The organism is Streptococcus parasanguinis ATCC 15912 (genome assembly GCF_000164675.2).
Lineage (GTDB): Bacteria > Bacillota > Bacilli > Lactobacillales > Streptococcaceae > Streptococcus > Streptococcus parasanguinis.
On the sequence record NC_015678.1, the window covers coordinates 991,967 to 1,008,662 of the forward strand.

The following is a 16,696-nucleotide window of genomic DNA, read 5'->3' on the forward strand; positions in this document are numbered from 1 at the left end:
TTTATTTCTCCTTCCAGGTAATTCCTTCATGGTGTAAGAGCCAGCGTTTGCGATCAAGTCCAGACGCATAGCCCATCAGTTGTCCATCTTTTCCCATCACACGGTGACAAGGGACTAAGATCGTCAAGGGATTGCGTCCAACAGCCTGTCCCACGGCTTGGGCTGAACCACAAGAAAGATCCTGGGCAAGCTGGCCATAGGTTTTGGTCTCACCATATGGGATCTCTCGCAACAACTGCCACACCCGCTCTTGGAAGGCTGTCCCTTGCGGTGCTAGTGGAAAACTGATAGTGATTGGATCTCCCGCAAAATAGTGGTCCAACCACTCCTTCACCTTCTCATGGTAGGGATGGACCTGTTCCAGCGCCCCATAGGGATCAGGTGCCTCTTCTTTCGGATCATAAAAATCAAGCTCAACAAGGCCTTCTTCACTGACAACGATCGAAAGAAGCCCCATAGGGCTTTCATAAAATTGTTTAAGATAGAGAGTCATTGTAGGCTGCTTCCGCTCTTTGGTCCCAGCGGTCCTCTTCTGAGACCACTTGGAATAGACTAGTTTCTGCTTTTCGTTTGATCTTTTGATAAGCCAGACGGACTCCATCAATAGGGACCTTTCCACAATAATGGTAGCCCAATTTTTCAAGCAAATGTTGCATGACCAGATTATCCGGGTGCGTATCGCAACGGAAATCCGGCCCTTTTTCTCCTTCGATTAAACCTTGAAGGAAGGTCTGAGCCACCCCTTTGCCAGCAGCTTCTTTAGCTACAGCGACGCGGTGAAAAGTGACATACATATAGTTGTCATGCTCCCACTTGCCATCGTAAATCTCATTATAGGCCGCTTCGTTGCCCTTGTAGACAGCTGCATAGGCGACAACTTCCTGATCTTCAACTGCCACATAGCCACGACTTTCTAGAATATCCTCAAAAATGATCTCTTCATCTGGATAGCCATCCTGCCACTGGTCGACCTGTCTTTGAGCCAGGCTTTCCTTGGCATCTTGGATGATTTCCATAATTCGCTTAATCTCGTTGGGATAAGCCATTCTAATTTCCATCCTGCTTCCAACCTTTCCTAGTCTTGATGGTAACGAGCATAGAGCTCACTCTTTTGCAGGCCGTATTGTTTGGCGACCTGTTTAATTGCTTGATTTTTCTTCATGCCCTCTTGGACCAAGGTATCGATTTCTTGGATCAAGTCGACCTCTTCTAGATCTAGCTCTTCTTCCTTGGCTCCTTCGACAATCAAGAGGCATTCCCCTTTGAGGGGATTTTCTTCAAGAAATGCGACTAACTCAGAAATACTGCCACGAGTATATTCCTCGTAGATCTTGGTCAATTCACGAACCAGGACAACCGGACGATCCCCATAGACAGCCAACATATTCTCTAAGGTTGCCTTCACTCGATGGGGAGACTCATAAAAGATCTGGGTCTCAGGATAGGCCACTTTTTCTTGGAAAAAGGCCTTCTGTTGCCCCTCTTTGCGAGGCAGAAATCCATAAAAAATATGAGGTTGAGGGGCTAGGCCACTGGCAATCAAACCCGTTATACCCGCACTAGGACCAGGCACAGCTACGACAGGAATCTCTCGTTCGATCGCTGCCTTGACCAAATCATGACCGGGATCAGAGATACTAGGGAGTCCTGCATCTGAGACTTGCGCCACATCCTTTCCGGATTCTAAATAGGCGATCAGATCTGGAATTTTCTCCATGGCATTGTGCTCATGAAAGCTAGTCTGGGGCGTCGCAATCTCAAAATGCTTGAGCAAGAGGCCTGTATTTCTAGTATCCTCAGCTGCGATCAAGTCCACATCCTTTAAGGTCTGGACCATGCGGTAACTCATATCCTCCCGGTTACCGATCGGTGTTGGGACCAGGTAAAGCACCCCTGTTTTCTTTTCCCCTTTAAAACTTCGTTGGATCTGCATGCTTACTCCCTAAATAACAACTCGTCACAAAACATACACTCTTCATCGTTCTCACGGCGTTGACCGTAGGAATAAGTGCAGATATGAAAACCGTCGTTGTAAATACGTTGCAAATTTTCACGACCATGGTGTTGGGACTTGGCGGATGAGGTCTTCTCCACTTCCCCCAAACGCTCTCTCAATTTATCATTTTCTAAGCGAAGAGCTGTATTTTCTTCGATGACTTGTTTCAAATTTTTCTTGATGGCTTCGACTTCAGCCAAGGTGACCAACAAATTCTGAGAAAAGCCGTCTAAAGCATCAAATAATTCTTTTTTATTCATTCTGACTCCTTAACTTTCTAAGCTCAAAACCATATATTCTAGAGCATTTTGAAAAGAAACATTGGCCTTCCACATGGTGCGAGCAAGACTCAATTTCTCAAGCAACTGCTGGGATCTACTAAAGCGCAACTGCTCTTCTAAAGCCAACTCCATCAAACGAAAGGCCTGGTTTTGTTTTTCCTTATCATCTGCTAAGCTCACCAAGCGGGTCACTTCCAAATAAGCACGATTCAAATTGGATTGACAACGTTCGATGAACTGATCACAAACTTTTGCCAGTTCAAAAAACGTAGCATTCTTTTTTTGCTGCTCTGCATCTTCGAGACTAAAACTAAAACGAGCTACTAAATTTGCCTGTGATTTGATCAAGCCTTCTTTTTCTAGTAGTTCGGTTAGGTAGGCTTGCTTTTTAGGAAAATGGACCTGCTGAGCCCGACTCTTGATGGTCGGTAAGATCAAGTTTTCATCGGAAGTCAACAAGAAGAGATAGATCTCACTCTGGGGTTCTTCCATGACTTTCAAGAGAGAGTTGGCTGCATTGGTATGCATCTTATCCGCATCTTGGACGATAAAGACCTGCCGGCTCCCTTCAAATCCTGATTGAGAAAAGTCTTGAACCAGCGAACGAATGCGGTCGGTCTTAATGATCTGGTTGACTGGACGCACGATCTTTACGTCTGAGAATTCTTCTTCTTCAATCAAGCGGCAGGAACGGCATTTGCCACAAGGCCAGACTCCCTGCAAATCTTCGCAAAATTGACTTTGAGCTAGCAAGAGGGCCATCTCAAAACTGGCAAAAGAGCCTGTAAAGAGATAAGCATGACTAAGCTGTTTGTGTTCTAAGATCTGGGTGAAACGCTCCACCAATTCCGGCTGGAGCTGTTGGATCTCTTCTAGCTTCATTTCAATATCCCCAAGCGAGTTTCTAAAACAGCCAAGACATCCGCAAAGACTGCTTCAAAGGATTGACTGGCATCGATTTTCACAATGCGCTCTGGTTCCTTTTCATACAAGGCCAAATAACCTTGTCTGACTTTTTGGTGAAGCTCCAAACCTTCCAAATCTAAACGATTGACTTCCCGCTCTTGGTTTTTCGCAATTCTAGCGAGCCCTTCTTCGACATCCAGATCAAAGTAAAGGGTGAGATCTGGTTTAAGACCATCTGTCGCGAATTGATTGAGCCACTCGATATCTTCCACACTCAAACCGCGACCATACCCTTGATAAGCGACCGAGCTATCAATAAAGCGGTCCATCAAGACAACCTTCCCAGCTGCAAGGGCTGGCAAGACACGTTCCACCAAATGCTGCCGGCGACTAGCAATATAAAGCAACAACTCGGTCTTGGCATCCATACGAGTATGGTCTGGATCTAAAATGACTTGGCGGATCTTTTCTGCAATGTCTACACCGCCTGGTTCACGGGTTGTAATAAAAGGAATTCCTTTTTCTTCAAGTAGAGGCAAAACGGCTTCTAGGACCGATGATTTCCCCGCTCCTTCTGGACCTTCAAATGAAATTAATGTACCGTTTACCATAGTATCCTCTTTCTAGTTTTCTACTTTTTATTTTACCAAAAATAAGGGTAAAAATCTTGTATTTTAGGAGAGAAAATTTTTCAAAGTCATTTTCATTTTTTCACTTTTTTGTTACAATGTTCTTATAAAGTTTTAGGAGACAACCTATCATGTTTAAATTTAAAGATATTCTGGCTATCATCTTGGGGGCCGGCATCTTTTCGTTTGGGATCTATTTTTTGGTCATTCCCTTTCACTTCTATGAAGGAGGAGCGACAGGGATTACCTTAATCACCTATTACCTCTTAAAAGTCCCCGTATCCCTGATGAACTTGCTGATCAATATCCCTCTTTTCATTCTGGCTTGGAAACTGCTGGGCAAGAAATCTCTTTACCTGAGCTTACTGGGGACTTTCTCGGTTTCCGCTTGGATGGCGATTTTTGAAGCGATACCCCTCAGCCACCGCTACCATCACTTCATCTTTAACGCCTTTAAAGGAGATATTCTGCTTGCCTGTATCGCCTCAGGGGTTGTACTTGGTTTGGGGCTAGGGATTATCTTCAATGCTGGAGGAACCACTGGAGGAACAGATATCCTCGCTCGCATCTTTAACAAATACACTTCCCTCAGTATGGGAAAGCTCATGTTGATTGTAGATGCCATTGTTCTGACAACTGTGGTCATTGTCTTCCAAGATGTCCGTACCGCTATGTACACCCTCTTCTTTATCCTGATTGACACCCTTGTGATTGACTTGATTGGAGAAGGTGGTTTTGCTGGAAAAGGCTTCCTCATCGTTACATCTAAACCAGAAGAAATTGCCCAAAAGGTATCTGACGACCTGGGTCGCGGGATTACCTTTATCCGCGGGATGGGCTATTACAGCCGTAAGGACCTGGATATCGTCTACTGTGTCGTTTCACGGAATGAGATGAAACAAATGAAAGACATCATCAATCAGATTGATCCATTCGCCTTTATCACCATTTCAGAAGCCCATGAAATTCTCGGCGAAGGCTTCACTTTAGATAAAGAAAAACAACCCATTACCCGTTAATAGAAAAATCAGGCTGGATGACGTCCAGCCTGATTTTTCTATTAAATAGCTTTTGCGGTTGTTCGAGTAATTTCATCGACTTTCAAACCGTTGGCTTCAAATTTACTACGGATTCCTTCTAGATCTGTCACCCCATCAATTTGAACCTCGATAACGACACGATCGTCTTTGGTTGGGATATTGACTGTATTGGCGATGTTATATCCTTCTTCTACAATCAAGTGAATGATTTGTTCTAGAACGCCAACCTTATCTTCTGTCACAAAGCGAACACGAACTCCTTCCTCACCATAACCGGATACTTCAAGGAAGGCACGGAAAATATCACGGTCTGTGATGACACCAGATACTTGCTCATTGTCCACGACTGGAAGAATTCCCACCTTGTTCTTATACATGAGGTAGGTCGCATCTTCTAAGCTAGCAAATTTAGAGACAGTAATGACATCGCGAAGCATGACATCTTTAACCTTGGTCTTGTTCAATAGATAGTTCATCTCAAAAATAGACAAGCTTGTTGCTTTAGATGGACTTGCTTCTGCAATCGTACCTTCTGTCACCAACCCAACCAATTTATCATTTTCAATGACTGGCAAACGGTGCAAACCTTGTTCCCGCATCAAATCTGCCGCATGGGCAATTGTAGTATCTGGACTAATGTAAACCACTTTACGTGTCATAAAATCTTTAACAGCCATAACAAGTTCTCCTATGCTTTTATTAGTTTTATTATACTTGATTTTAAGAATGATTTCAAACGCTTTCAGCAGTTTTCTCTTGTTTTCAAAATTTAGAAAAATCAAACAAGAGAGATGAAAAAAGAAAGGTCTTCAGGACCTTTCTTTTTGACATTCTAGTGAACTTTAGAAATCTTATCCACCAAGGTAAGCCTTGCGGACTTCTTCTGAGGCTAAGAGTTCTTTTCCTGTTCCGGTAAGAACGACTTTCCCTGTTTCCAAAACATAACCGCGGTCTGCGATGGCAAGAGCCTTGTTGGCATTTTGCTCGATCAAGAGAACAGTTGTCCCTTGTTTTTGGATATCTTGGATGATATCAAAGATTTCTTGGATAAAGATTGGGGCCAATCCCATAGAAGGTTCATCCAGAAGCAAGAGTTTTGGCGTTGACATAAGTGCACGACCCATTGCTAGCATTTGTTGTTCCCCACCAGATAAGGTTGCTGCATCTTGGTTCTTCCGTTCTTCCAAACGTGGGAAACGGGAGAAGACTTTCTTCAAGTTAGCTTGATTTTCTTCTCGATCTTTCTTCAAGAAAGCTCCCATCTCCAAGTTTTCCATAACAGTTAAGCCTGGAAAGACGTGGCGGCCTTCTGGAACTTGAGAGAGTCCTGCTGCTACAATCTTTTGAGCCGGAACCTTTTGAATCTCCTGACCCAAAAACTCAATTTTCCCAGCACTTGGACGCACCAAACCTGAAATGGTACGAAGAATGGATGTTTTCCCAGCACCGTTAGCACCGATAAGAGAAACAACTTCCCCTTCGTTTACCTCGAAACTGACATCACGGACAGCCTGGATCATGCCGTAGTGTACAGAAAGATTTTCAACTTTTAACATAGACATTAGGCTTCACCTCCTAGATATGCTTCGATTACGCGTTTGTTGGTCTTGATTTCATCTGGCGTACCATGGGCAATCAAGCGACCGTATTCCAATACATAAATCCGTTCTGTTACTTCCATAACCAAGCTCATATCGTGCTCGATCAGCATGATCGTAATATTAAATTCTTTTTGAATGCGACGGATCAATTGGGTCAATTCTGCTGTTTCTTGAGGGTTCATCCCTGCAGCAGGCTCATCCAAGAAGAGGATTTTTGGCTCTGTAGCAAGGGCACGAACGATCTCCAAGTGACGTTGTTGTCCGTAAGCTAAGTTTTTGGCCAAGGTATCTGCTTCTTTTTCCAAACCAAAAATCGCTAACAATTCAAGAGCTTTCGCTTTCAAAGCTTCTTCATTCTTGTAATAGCTTGGCAAGCGGAAAAGACTCGCAAAGACATGTGGTTTGTGGTGATTGGCAAAGGCAATCAAAACATTGTCCAACACGCTCAAATCTTTAAAGAGACGAATATTTTGGAAAGTCCGTCCCAGACCACCTGCAGCGATTTTATAAGGTGCTTTACCATTTAGTAGCTGACCATCTAAGGTAATGGTCCCTTCACTTGGTTCATATACCCCTGTTAGGAGGTTGAAGAGGGTTGTTTTCCCGGCACCGTTGGGCCCGATCAACCCAACCAATTCCCCTTCATTGAGTTCCATGGTCACATCCCCAACGGCTGTCAAACCACCAAAGTTTTTTGTTAAATTTTTTACTTCAAGAAGTGCCATTAGTTAGCCTCCTTTTTTGAGAGTAGTTTTTTCAAGCTGAATTCCCATGTTCCAAGAAGACCACCTGGACGGAAGATCATCACGAGAATCAAAGCCAATGAGTAAATGATCATACGTACACTTGAGAAGTCTTGAAGCACCATGTTCAAGATACCCAAGACGATGGCTGCCACAACTGTTCCTGACATTGATCCCAAACCACCAAACACGACAATGATCAAGACATTAATAGTATTGGTGAAAGAGTAATCTTTAGGAACAACAGAGCCGATAAAGCCAGCTTGGAGAGATCCAGCAATCGCCGCTGTGATCGCACCAAATACAAAGGCGATGACTTTGACTTTGGTCGTATTGATCCCAACAGATTCTGCTGCGATTTCATCTTCACGAACAGAAAGGGTAGAGCGTCCAATTGGACTGCGTAAGAAGTTAATTGTAAAGATCGTTGTAATCACAACAAAGAGGTAAACCAATTGCCAAGTTGTAAAGGCTGGCAAACCAAGGATCCCAGCAGCCCCATTGGTGAGAGTACCACCATTAACGATCAAGATCCGGATGATTTCAGAAACCCCAAGTGTCGCAATTGCAAGGTAGTCCCCTTTCAAACGAAGGGTTGGAACCCCAACGATCAAGGCAACGATACCAGCAATCAAAGCACCTAAAACCATCGCACCAAAGAAAGCACCATAGGTTGGTGATTTGGAACCAAGAATAGCTGCAGAGTAGGCACCAATCGCCATAAATCCGGCATGCCCGAGTGAGAATTGACCTGAGAAACCAACAATGAGGTTCAAGCCAACTGCAAGGATAATATTAATTCCGATTTGTTCCAAAATTTGGATATAGAAGAGGTTGAGCACACCTGCTGCAACCAAGACTTGGATCAAGGCAAAACCTGCGACCAAAAGACCAAGCCAGACTAAATTCACTTTTAAATTTTGTTTCATGGCTTACACCTTCTCTTTCACATTTTTACCGAGGATACCTGCTGGACGGATGAGCAAGATCACAATCAAGATGGCATACACAATGGCATCACGGAAGTCTGAAAGACCAATCGCTGTAGCGAAGGTTTCCAACAAACCGATAACAAATCCACCTAGGGCAGCACCTGGAATAATTCCGATTCCTCCAAGAACGGCCGCGACAAAGGCTTTGATCCCTGGTGTCATCCCCATCAAAGGCTCGATCGAGTTGTAATACAAACCAATCAAGACACCACCAGCACCTGCCAAGGCTGATCCCAAAGCAAAGGTAAAGCTGATCGTACGGTTTACGTTGATCCCCATCAACTGAGCGGCATCACTATCGACAGATACAGCCCGCATGGCTTTCCCCATCTTTGTCTTTTGAATAATAAATTGAAGAGCGACCATCAAGAAAACAGACACTCCCAAGATCATCAACTGAATATTGGAGATTGAAATAGGACCGAAGTTGTAACGAACCGTTTTAATCACTTGCGGGAAGGAACGGGTATTGGCCCCTACGAAGAAGACCATCCCATATTCGAGCAAGAAGGAAACCCCGATGGCTGTGATCAAGGCTGCAATCCGAGTCGAATGACGAAGCGGACGATAAGCCAGATATTCAATTACAACCCCTAAAATAGCTGTCCCAACCATCGCTAGGAGCAAGGCTACAAAGAAGTTCACTTTCCACGAGTTCAATAAGAAATATCCCATAAAGGCACCTACCATGTAGATATCCCCATGGGCAAAGTTGATCAATTTGATAATTCCATACACCATGGTATAACCAAGGGCCAAGAGTGCATAGACACTCCCCAAGATTAGACCGTTCACTAATTGCTGGAGCATTTGAACCATCCTTTCTAACAATAAAGAGCGAGGCCAGGAATTTTCATTCTCCCAGCCTCTTGTACAAACAACAAATGATAATTATGGTTTAACAGACTCAACTGATTTGACTTTACCATCTTTCAAGCCAATCATAAGAGCTGATTTAACCGGGTTGTGGTTCTTGTCAACTGACATTGTACCAGTCACACCTTCCAAGTCTTTCAACTTCGCAAGGTTGTCTTTCAATTCGACAGAGTTCTTAGCACCTTTAGATGCTTCGGCAACCATGTAAACTGAATCATAAGCCAAAGCTGCGAACATTGAAGGTTCTTCATTGTATTTCGCTTTGTAGGCTTCTACGAATTTCTTGGCTTTATCAGTCATTTCACCTTCAGTAGAGAATCCAGCTACGTAGTAGATGTCTGTAGCTGCAGCAGGTGTTGCTTGTTCAACGAATTTAGCATCGCTAAATCCATCCCCACCAATGATTGGTTGTTTGATTCCCATACCACGCGCTTGGTTTACGATCTTACCAGTTTCTGTGTAGTAACCTGGAAGAACAATCGCATCGAAGTCTTTATCTTTGATTTTTGTAAGGGCAGCTTGGAAGTCTGTATCCTTAGATTGGAAGGTTTCTGTTGCTACGATTTCACCTTTGTAAGATTTCTTGAAGGCTTCAGCAATCCCTTTCGCATAGTCAGATGAGTTATCGTAGTAAAGAACGACTTTCTTCGCTTTCAAGTTATCCGTGGTGTATTTGGCAATGATTTTTCCTTGGAAGCTATCGATGAAGGTTGCACGGAAGAGGTATTCTTGACCTTTTGTCAAATCATCTTGAGTTGCAGATGGTGTAACCAATGGAACACCTGCTTTACCAGCATTGGCAACCGCTGCTGCAGTGGCACCTGAAGTTGCAGGTCCTACAAGAGCATTTACTTTTGATTGAGTGACAAGGTTTGTAGTGACTGTAGCTGCTTCAGCTGTTTCAGATTTGTTATCTTTATCTGTGACAACGATCTTCTTACCGTCAGCTCCACCCTTAGCGTTGATTTCATCAACGGCTAATTGAGCACCTTTTTGTTCGGCACTACCGTAGGCTGCTACTTCACCAGTTTTTTCAAAGTTAAAACCGACTTTTAGTTCTTTGCCGATTTCGTTACCGGTTGTGTTTGAACCTGAAGTAGAAACTTCACCACAAGCAGCAAGAAGAGCGACACTTGCAATGGTTAAAAATGAAAGAGCAAATTTTTTCTTCATTTGTAATGATCTCCTTAAATGAATCTTAAAATAAATACATTAAGAATATACCGAATTATCTGACAATTGTCAATAAAAAAAGCGCAATCCATCAAATGATTGCGTTTTCTAACCTTCTGTGACCACAGATGGGGTCTCCAATCGTTGTAAACTCCCCACAAAATCTGTATCTAAATCTTTGAGATGGCAAGGCAAGACCTTTTTGACATAACGTTCTTTCTTTAAGTCTTCCATGACTTGATCGGCCTTGTCGCTGTCCACATACAATTGGACATAACGGCATTTCTTAGAATGGTACAAGACATCTCCGACAGATTGTAATTTTTTCCCATCTCGATTGTAATACAATTTAACAATCAAGCCTGTTCTTTCTTGTTTCTCAAACATGGTTAATCCCTTTCTCGTTCTGTTACTAGTATATCAAATTTCAAGAAAAAGAACTACTCTTTTATGAGAGCAAAAAAGAGAGTGGGACAGAAATCGGTAATTCGTTAGAATTCGATTTCGTCGTCCCACCTCCGCACAGTTGAGTAGGGCTGTAAAAGCTGATGAAATCAGCGTAGTAGAGCCCACTCAACCACTGCGTTTTGCTCGACAATCCAAAAATAATTGAGAGGCTAGGACTTTTGTCCCAGCCTCTTGACGGACCTTCCCATAGGATGGTTTAGTCCAATTTATTATTGGCCATGATTTCATCAATAAAGCCATATTCAAGTGTTTCTTGCGCGCTCATCCAATTGTCACGTTCAGCATCAGCATGCACTTTTTCAATGGATTGACCTGAATTGTTCGCAAGGATTTTTTCCAAGTTATTCCGTGTTTTGAGCAAGTGTTCTGCTGCGATCGCCATATCGGTTTGTTGGGTACCACCACCAGTACCACCCATTGGTTGGTGAATCATGTACTCTGCATTTGGCAACATGAAGCGTTTGCCCTTCGCACCGCTTGAAGCAATGATAGTTCCCATAGAAGCCGCCATCCCCATAACAATAGTTTGGACATCTGACTTGATAAAGTTCATGGTATCTACGATGGCGAGACCTGCAGAGACAGAGCCACCTGGAGTATTGATATACATATAGATATCTTTTGTATTATCTTGGGCATCCAAGAAGAGCAATTGAGCGATAATGGAGTTAGCCATTTGGTCCTCAACTGGTCCTGTTACCATGATAATTCGATCTTTCAACAGACGGGAATAAATATCGTAAGAACGCTCTCCACGACTGGTTTGTTCAATAACTACTGGAATCATCTATTCTTCTCCTTTAGTATCCATTCATTCTCACGATTCGTGAGGTTCAAAGTATATGTGCTATTATAAACCAATGGTCAAAAAAGGTCAAATCTAAAGCACCTTTCGGACTTATAATGAATGGTTTCTTTATTTGGTACCGAATAAACGGTCACCTGCATCTCCAAGACCAGGAACAATGTAGCCATGTTCATTCAAATGATCATCGAGGGCTGCTGTAAAGATATCAACATCTGGGTGAGCTTCTTGAAGAGCTTTCACCCCTTCTGGCGCTGATACCAGGCAGACAAATTTAATATGGCTAGCGCCACGTTTTTTCAAGGAATCAATAGCTAGAATAGCGGATCCACCCGTAGCAAGCATAGGGTCTACTACAAAGATGCGACGTTGATCGATATCTTCTGGCAATTTCACCAAGTATTCAACTGGTTTCAGAGTTTCCTCGTCACGGTACATCCCGATATGTCCAACCTTAGCAGCTGGTACCAAGCTCAAGAGACCATCGACCATCCCAATCCCTGCACGAAGAATTGGGACAATAGCCAATTTCTTCCCTGCAATCTGTTTTTGAACCGTTTTAGTAATAGGAGTTTCAATCTCAACATCTTCAAGAGGCAATTCACGCAAAACTTCGTAGCCCATCAACATAGCAATTTCATCTACCAATTCACGAAAGGCCTTCGTAGAGGTATCCGTGCGGCGGAGAATAGACAATTTGTGTTGAATCAGTGGATGTGTAATAACTTCTAATTTTCCCATTTTGAGATCCTTCTTTCTAAGCTGTTATTATTCAAAAAAGAGCCATGATAAAAGCGGAGTCAAGCTCTACTCTTTCTTTCAGTCCCTCTTTGATACTCACAGCACATGGAAATCTTCATTTCCAACTTTACATTCTTCTTATTATACCAAATTTTACAAAAAAAAGAGAGCCCTTACACTTAATTTTTTAAGTTCGGACTCACTCTTTCTATAAATAAATTACAACCATTCTTTGTATTTCTTAATATAGATACGTTTGACAACCGTCACACTCAGCATATAGAGGACGATAATCGCAAACAATAGAACAAAGTATAATCCATTTAGTTGGCTCAACTTCAAGATAGAAGCCAAAGGACTATATGGAAGGGAGGTTACAAAGAAGGCTGCTACTAGGGTCGTCACCACGACTGAGAAGGCTGGACGACTTTGGATAAATGGAAGTTTTGGTGAACGCAACATATGAATAACCATCGTTTGAGACCACATGGATTCGATAAACCATCCGGTTTGGAAAACCATGATAAAGGCTGCTGCATCTACTGCTCCATGGTTGTACCCATGACCTAAAATCATTGGGACAACAAGGAAGTAAAGAAGCATGTAGGTAATAATGTCAAATACAGATGAAATTGGACCGATCCAGGCCATGAAGCGCATGATGGAATTTGCTTCCCAGATACGAGGTTTCTTAAGGAAATCCTTATCGACATTGTCAAAAGGAAGGGCGATACAGGAAAGATCATAGATAAGATTGAGCACAATCAAATGAACGGGGGCCATAGGAAGGAAGGGCAAAAAGATGCTGGCAAAGAGAAGAGAGAAGATGTTCCCGAAGTTAGAAGAGACCGTCATCTTGATGTACTTGGTCATATTGGCATAGACCTTGCGGCCTTCAACCAAACCTTTTTCAAGGACCATCAAGTCCTTATCCAGAAGGATGACATCTGCCGTTTCTTTGGCAATATCAACAGCGGTATCCACGGAGATCCCAACGTCTGAGACCTTCATGGATGGAGCATCGTTAATACCATCTCCCATGTAACCAACCTTGTGGCCATTGTTCTTGAGACTGAGGATGATCCGCGCTTTTTGATCGGGTGATAGTTTGGCAAAGACCGTTGTTGTTTCTACAACTTGTGCTAACTCTTGGTCTGTCATCGTATCGATTTCGCTTCCCAAAAGAATCCGCTCGACATCTAGTCCTACTTTTTCACAGACAGCTTGGGTGACCTTTTCATTGTCCCCAGTTAAGATCTTGGTGGTTACCCCATATTCTGCAAGAGCTTTGATTGCGGGAGCTGCAGAAGGTTTTGGTGGATCAAGAAAGGCAAGGTAACCGGTTAGGATCATATCTCCTTCATCTTCAACACTAAAGATTTCATTTTCGTCCAAGTCAGTTTTGTAGCTGACTCCCAAAACACGAAGTCCTTGTTCATTTAATTGAGCAACTTCAGCAAGGACCTCTTGACGAACTTCATCTGTCAGGCGTTTAATCTCCCCCTTGTATTCAACATAAGTCGATACAGAAAGCATTTCTTCCAAGGCACCCTTGGTCACCATGCTGACCACATCGTCTTCGTCTTTGACAATGACACTCATGCGACGACGTTCAAAATCAAAAGGCAATTCATCAATCTTATGGAAAGTTTGATCCAGATCGCGAACGATTTCATGTTTCTTGGCTTCTTTCTGGGTCCGATTGATAATCGCCCGGTCCATCAAATTTTTTAGCCCGGTTTGGAAATAGGAATTCAAGTAAGCCCGGCGAAGAACTGATAGATCCAAATCGCCATGGATATCAAGCGGATACTCCAAAACGATTTCATCTTGGGTCAAGGTACCTGTCTTATCAGTACACAAAATATCAATAGCCCCAAGGTCTTGAATGGCATTGAGTTTTTTGATAACGACTTTTTCCTTGGCCATGATGATGGAGCCCTTCGCAAGACTCGCTGTAATAATCATCGGCAGCATTTCAGGAGTCAAACCAACCCCAACGCTGAGGGCAAAGACACCTGCTTCTAACCAGTCACCATCTGTGAGACCATTGATCACAAAGACAACGGGCACCATCACTAACATGAGCCGAATCAAGAGCCAAGAGATGGTATTCATTTCTCTCTCAAATGAGGTTGGTTCGTCATAGGTGTTGATGGTTTGCTCAATAGCTCCCATCATGGTTTCATCCCCCACGACCAAGACCAAGGCTGTTGCCCGTCCGGAGATGACATTGGTCCCCATAAAGGCCAAACTTTCACTTTCCAAGAGACTATCTAGATTTTGACTGTCGGCTTTTCTGAGACAAACTTTTTCAACAGCATCACTTTCCCCTGTGAGGCCAGATTGTTGGACAAAGAAGTCACGGGAATCAATCAAGACCACATCTGCTGGAATCATATCGCCGGCACTTAGTTTGATCACATCTCCTACGACGATTTCATCGATCGGAATTTCTTGTTCCGACCCATCACGAAGAACGGTCGCTGTATTGACAATCATACGTGATAAGTTGCTGGCAGCTTTATCACTCCGCAATTCTTGAATGAAGCGGATACCACCAGAGATCAAGACCAAGGTCACAATGATGATGGAGGTTGTTGGATCCTGTTCACCTGGTTTTGCTAGCCAGACATTGGTGATGAAGGAAACCAGCGCAATGACCAATAAAATCACCGTAAAAGGATTGATGATCGATTCGTAGATCTTTTTGATCATGGAATCTTCTTGACCTTTTGTGATGACATTTTCGCCATAGGCATCACGGTTTTCTTCTACTTGATCGTCAACCAAACCAAGGGCACTGGTTTTGTAGGTGGCAAAGGTGCTTTCAAGTGGTTCTTGAAGAGCAGCAATGAGTCTTTCTTTATTTGTTTGCATTGGTATCTCCTTTTTCAATCAGGAGCCAATCACTTTTGGAGTCCCTACGACACAAATCAGCGATTGGCTGGTTCGGTGCGGTTCGGGATGATCGTCGATTTGTATCATAGCTCTCTCCTTTCTCTTTTCTTGGTAAGGCATAAAAAAGAGTCCTACCCTCGATCGGTAGGACTCATGAAACTCGTCATTAATTTTTCAATCAAAACTCTCAAAAAACTGACCGTCCAAGCTTTAGCTCCACAAGGCAATGAAATGAGCTTAGTCTTGACCTTTGCGATCAGGACTGTTGACCAACGAGTAGTGTCTCCACTGCTTTGCGGTAGTCATCCGTATCCTTGTGGTAGCCTCACCTACCGTATTTCGAGTTTATTGTACTCCTTCACTTACAGAAAGTCAACACTTATTTGTGAAAAATTTCCACCAAGCGTTTGGTGATTTCTTCAATGAGGGTGAAAGGGGCTGCTACATTGAGGCGGGCATGCAAGTTTCCTTCTTTTCCAAAATCTGTTCCACGGTTCAAAATCAATTTGGCTTGGTCATGAATTTTAGCATGCAGCTCATCATCGCTATAAGGATAGGCGGAAAAGTCCAACCAAAGAAGATAAGTTCCTTGGGGCTTCATGACACGGATATGGGTCTTTTCATGCAGTTCATCTACGACATAGTCAATGTGTTTTTCAAAGACTTGCTTGAGCTCTGTCAACCAAGGTTTACCATGGCGATAAGCCGCTTCTGTTGCAATATAGCCCAAGCCTGAGATTTCATGTTGGTTATTGGCCAATTGTCGTTGTTTAAAAGCCGTACGAAGCTTTGGATTTTCAATGACCACATAGGAATTTTTTGTTCCTGCAATATTGAAGGTCTTGGTTGCACTGGTTAAGATAAAACTGAAGTCTTTAAAGCTTGGATCAACCGTATTAAAGCTGGTATGACGGTGACCAAACAAGGCCAAATCTTGGTGGATCTCATCTGAAACGAGAAGGACACCATGTTTTTGACAGAGGTGGCCGATTTTTTCCAAGACTTCACGATCCCATACACGGCCTCCAGGATTGTGCGGATTGCACAAAACATAGAGTTTAACGTCTTGCTCCACAATGTCTTTTTCTAGCTGATCAAAATCAATTTGGAAAAGACCGTCTTTTTCGACTAACGAATTTTCGATCAATTTTCGACGATTGAGTTTGACACTTCGTGCAAATGGAGGATAGACCGGTGTATTGATTAAGACCGCATCCCCTTCCTTGGTGAAGGCTTGAATAGCTGTTGAAATAGCTGGAACAACACCTTCGATAAAGACGATCGCTTCCTTGTCAAAGGAATAGCCGTGCTCTTCTTTTTCCCAATCAAGGATAGACTGGTAGAGGCTATCCGATGCATAGGTGTAACCATAGACCATTTGGTCAGCATAGCCGATAACAGCTTCTCGTACTTCTGGAATGACATTAAAATCCATATCCGCGATCCAAGCCGGAATGATTTCTGGATCTGTTTCTGTTTCTTTCCACTTGTAGGTATGGTGGGTCAAGCGATTCGGTAAAGTCGTGAAATCATATTTGGTCATC

At 43.1% G+C, this 16,696-nt stretch carries 18 protein-coding genes and 1 riboswitch; of the genes, 1 reads left to right on the top strand and 17 read right to left on the bottom strand.

Annotated elements, in window-relative coordinates; translation table 11 throughout:
* Window position 1: 1 nt before the first annotated feature.
* From HMPREF0833_RS04705 to tmk, 6 genes are read right to left on the bottom strand one after another with little or no spacing between them, the layout of a single operon-like run.
* Window positions 2–493 carry a methylated-DNA--[protein]-cysteine S-methyltransferase gene (locus HMPREF0833_RS04705; protein ID WP_013903954.1) on the bottom strand — a complete coding sequence of 164 codons (492 nt, stop codon included), beginning with the start codon at window positions 491–493 and terminating at the stop codon, window positions 2–4.
* Window positions 477–1,058, bottom strand: a complete 582-nt coding sequence (locus HMPREF0833_RS04710; RefSeq protein WP_003008260.1) for a GNAT family N-acetyltransferase — start codon at window positions 1,056–1,058, stop codon at window positions 477–479. Before HMPREF0833_RS04710 ends, HMPREF0833_RS04705 begins: the two co-directional genes overlap by 17 nt.
* A gap of 17 nt (window positions 1,059–1,075) precedes the next feature.
* Window positions 1,076–1,933 (bottom strand): 16S rRNA (cytidine(1402)-2'-O)-methyltransferase, encoded by an 858-nt coding sequence (gene rsmI, locus HMPREF0833_RS04715; RefSeq protein ID WP_013903955.1) that lies wholly within the window; start codon window positions 1,931–1,933, stop codon window positions 1,076–1,078.
* 2 nt (window positions 1,934–1,935) lie between these two features.
* On the bottom strand, window positions 1,936–2,256 hold the full coding sequence (gene yabA / locus HMPREF0833_RS04720; RefSeq protein WP_003005416.1) for a DNA replication initiation control protein YabA: 321 nt from the start codon (window positions 2,254–2,256) through the stop codon (window positions 1,936–1,938).
* A gap of 9 nt (window positions 2,257–2,265) precedes the next feature.
* Window positions 2,266–3,159 carry a DNA polymerase III subunit delta' gene (locus HMPREF0833_RS04725; RefSeq protein WP_013903956.1) on the bottom strand — a complete coding sequence of 298 codons (894 nt, stop codon included), beginning with the start codon at window positions 3,157–3,159 and terminating at the stop codon, window positions 2,266–2,268.
* Window positions 3,156–3,794, bottom strand: coding sequence for a dTMP kinase (gene tmk / locus HMPREF0833_RS04730; protein WP_013903957.1), 639 nt, complete (start codon window positions 3,792–3,794; stop codon window positions 3,156–3,158). Before tmk ends, HMPREF0833_RS04725 begins: the two co-directional genes overlap by 4 nt.
* A 149-nt stretch (window positions 3,795–3,943) precedes the next feature.
* On the opposite strand from tmk, the gene HMPREF0833_RS04735 reads away from it, so the two are divergent.
* Window positions 3,944–4,831: a YitT family protein gene (locus HMPREF0833_RS04735; RefSeq protein WP_013903958.1), complete on the top strand. Its 888-nt coding sequence runs from the start codon at window positions 3,944–3,946 to the stop codon at window positions 4,829–4,831.
* Window positions 4,832–4,872: 41 nt separating this feature from the next.
* Here the strand turns inward: HMPREF0833_RS04735 and HMPREF0833_RS04740 are convergent, their stop codons facing one another.
* The 11 genes from HMPREF0833_RS04740 to HMPREF0833_RS04790 form a co-directional block, all read right to left on the bottom strand.
* Window positions 4,873–5,529 (bottom strand): CBS domain-containing protein, encoded by a 657-nt coding sequence (locus HMPREF0833_RS04740; protein WP_041818341.1) that lies wholly within the window; start codon window positions 5,527–5,529, stop codon window positions 4,873–4,875.
* Window positions 5,530–5,703: 174 nt separating this feature from the next.
* On the bottom strand, window positions 5,704–6,414 hold the full coding sequence (locus tag HMPREF0833_RS04745) for an ABC transporter ATP-binding protein (protein ID WP_003005434.1): 711 nt from the start codon (window positions 6,412–6,414) through the stop codon (window positions 5,704–5,706).
* On the bottom strand, window positions 6,414–7,178 hold the full coding sequence (locus HMPREF0833_RS04750) for an ABC transporter ATP-binding protein (RefSeq protein ID WP_003005595.1): 765 nt from the start codon (window positions 7,176–7,178) through the stop codon (window positions 6,414–6,416). The genes HMPREF0833_RS04745 and HMPREF0833_RS04750 overlap by 1 nt, the downstream gene beginning before the upstream one ends.
* Window positions 7,178–8,125: a branched-chain amino acid ABC transporter permease gene (locus HMPREF0833_RS04755; RefSeq protein ID WP_013903960.1), complete on the bottom strand. Its 948-nt coding sequence runs from the start codon at window positions 8,123–8,125 to the stop codon at window positions 7,178–7,180. Before HMPREF0833_RS04755 ends, HMPREF0833_RS04750 begins: the two co-directional genes overlap by 1 nt.
* Before the next feature lie 3 nt (window positions 8,126–8,128).
* Entirely contained in the window at window positions 8,129–8,998 is an 870-nt protein-coding gene (locus HMPREF0833_RS04760; RefSeq protein WP_021153669.1) for a branched-chain amino acid ABC transporter permease, read from the bottom strand.
* Between the two features lie 81 nt (window positions 8,999–9,079).
* Window positions 9,080–10,237, bottom strand: coding sequence for an ABC transporter substrate-binding protein (locus HMPREF0833_RS04765; RefSeq protein WP_003016149.1), 1,158 nt, complete (start codon window positions 10,235–10,237; stop codon window positions 9,080–9,082).
* 108 nt (window positions 10,238–10,345) lie between these two features.
* Window positions 10,346–10,624, bottom strand: a complete 279-nt coding sequence (locus tag HMPREF0833_RS04770) for a DUF2129 domain-containing protein (RefSeq protein WP_003013098.1) — start codon at window positions 10,622–10,624, stop codon at window positions 10,346–10,348.
* 277 nt (window positions 10,625–10,901) lie between these two features.
* Window positions 10,902–11,492, bottom strand: coding sequence for an ATP-dependent Clp protease proteolytic subunit (locus HMPREF0833_RS04775; protein WP_013903962.1), 591 nt, complete (start codon window positions 11,490–11,492; stop codon window positions 10,902–10,904).
* Window positions 11,493–11,621: 129 nt separating this feature from the next.
* Window positions 11,622–12,251: a uracil phosphoribosyltransferase gene (gene upp / locus HMPREF0833_RS04780; protein ID WP_003005574.1), complete on the bottom strand. Its 630-nt coding sequence runs from the start codon at window positions 12,249–12,251 to the stop codon at window positions 11,622–11,624.
* A gap of 219 nt (window positions 12,252–12,470) precedes the next feature.
* Window positions 12,471–15,131 (bottom strand): magnesium-translocating P-type ATPase, encoded by a 2,661-nt coding sequence (gene mgtA / locus HMPREF0833_RS04785; protein ID WP_013903963.1) that lies wholly within the window; start codon window positions 15,129–15,131, stop codon window positions 12,471–12,473.
* Window positions 15,132–15,338: 207 nt separating this feature from the next.
* A riboswitch (M-box (ykoK) riboswitch) is annotated at window positions 15,339–15,496 on the bottom strand.
* A gap of 35 nt (window positions 15,497–15,531) precedes the next feature.
* Entirely contained in the window at window positions 15,532–16,695 is a 1,164-nt protein-coding gene (locus tag HMPREF0833_RS04790) for a MalY/PatB family protein (protein ID WP_013903964.1), read from the bottom strand.
* Window position 16,696: the final 1 nt, after the last annotated feature.

Bases quoted from the DNA above. Each gene is read 5' to 3' on its own strand.
- HMPREF0833_RS04705 (WP_013903954.1), bottom strand. From the start codon at position 493: ATGACTCTCTATCTTAAACAATTTTATGAAAGCCCTATGGGGCTTCTT.
- HMPREF0833_RS04710 (WP_003008260.1), bottom strand. From the start codon at position 1,058: ATGGAAATTAGAATGGCTTATCCCAACGAGATTAAGCGAATTATGGAA.
- rsmI (WP_013903955.1), bottom strand. From the start codon at position 1,933: ATGCAGATCCAACGAAGTTTTAAAGGGGAAAAGAAAACAGGGGTGCTT.
- yabA (WP_003005416.1), bottom strand. From the start codon at position 2,256: ATGAATAAAAAAGAATTATTTGATGCTTTAGACGGCTTTTCTCAGAAT.
- HMPREF0833_RS04725 (WP_013903956.1), bottom strand. From the start codon at position 3,159: ATGAAGCTAGAAGAGATCCAACAGCTCCAGCCGGAATTGGTGGAGCGT.
- tmk (WP_013903957.1), bottom strand. From the start codon at position 3,794: ATGGTAAACGGTACATTAATTTCATTTGAAGGTCCAGAAGGAGCGGGG.
- HMPREF0833_RS04735 (WP_013903958.1), top strand. From the start codon at position 3,944: ATGTTTAAATTTAAAGATATTCTGGCTATCATCTTGGGGGCCGGCATC.
- HMPREF0833_RS04740 (WP_041818341.1), bottom strand. From the start codon at position 5,529: ATGGCTGTTAAAGATTTTATGACACGTAAAGTGGTTTACATTAGTCCA.
- HMPREF0833_RS04745 (WP_003005434.1), bottom strand. From the start codon at position 6,414: ATGTCTATGTTAAAAGTTGAAAATCTTTCTGTACACTACGGCATGATC.
- HMPREF0833_RS04750 (WP_003005595.1), bottom strand. From the start codon at position 7,178: ATGGCACTTCTTGAAGTAAAAAATTTAACAAAAAACTTTGGTGGTTTG.
- HMPREF0833_RS04755 (WP_013903960.1), bottom strand. From the start codon at position 8,125: ATGAAACAAAATTTAAAAGTGAATTTAGTCTGGCTTGGTCTTTTGGTC.
- HMPREF0833_RS04760 (WP_021153669.1), bottom strand. From the start codon at position 8,998: ATGCTCCAGCAATTAGTGAACGGTCTAATCTTGGGGAGTGTCTATGCA.
- HMPREF0833_RS04765 (WP_003016149.1), bottom strand. From the start codon at position 10,237: ATGAAGAAAAAATTTGCTCTTTCATTTTTAACCATTGCAAGTGTCGCT.
- HMPREF0833_RS04770 (WP_003013098.1), bottom strand. From the start codon at position 10,624: ATGTTTGAGAAACAAGAAAGAACAGGCTTGATTGTTAAATTGTATTAC.
- HMPREF0833_RS04775 (WP_013903962.1), bottom strand. From the start codon at position 11,492: ATGATTCCAGTAGTTATTGAACAAACCAGTCGTGGAGAGCGTTCTTAC.
- upp (WP_003005574.1), bottom strand. From the start codon at position 12,251: ATGGGAAAATTAGAAGTTATTACACATCCACTGATTCAACACAAATTG.
- mgtA (WP_013903963.1), bottom strand. From the start codon at position 15,131: ATGCAAACAAATAAAGAAAGACTCATTGCTGCTCTTCAAGAACCACTT.
- HMPREF0833_RS04790 (WP_013903964.1), bottom strand. From the start codon at position 16,695: ATGACCAAATATGATTTCACGACTTTACCGAATCGCTTGACCCACCAT.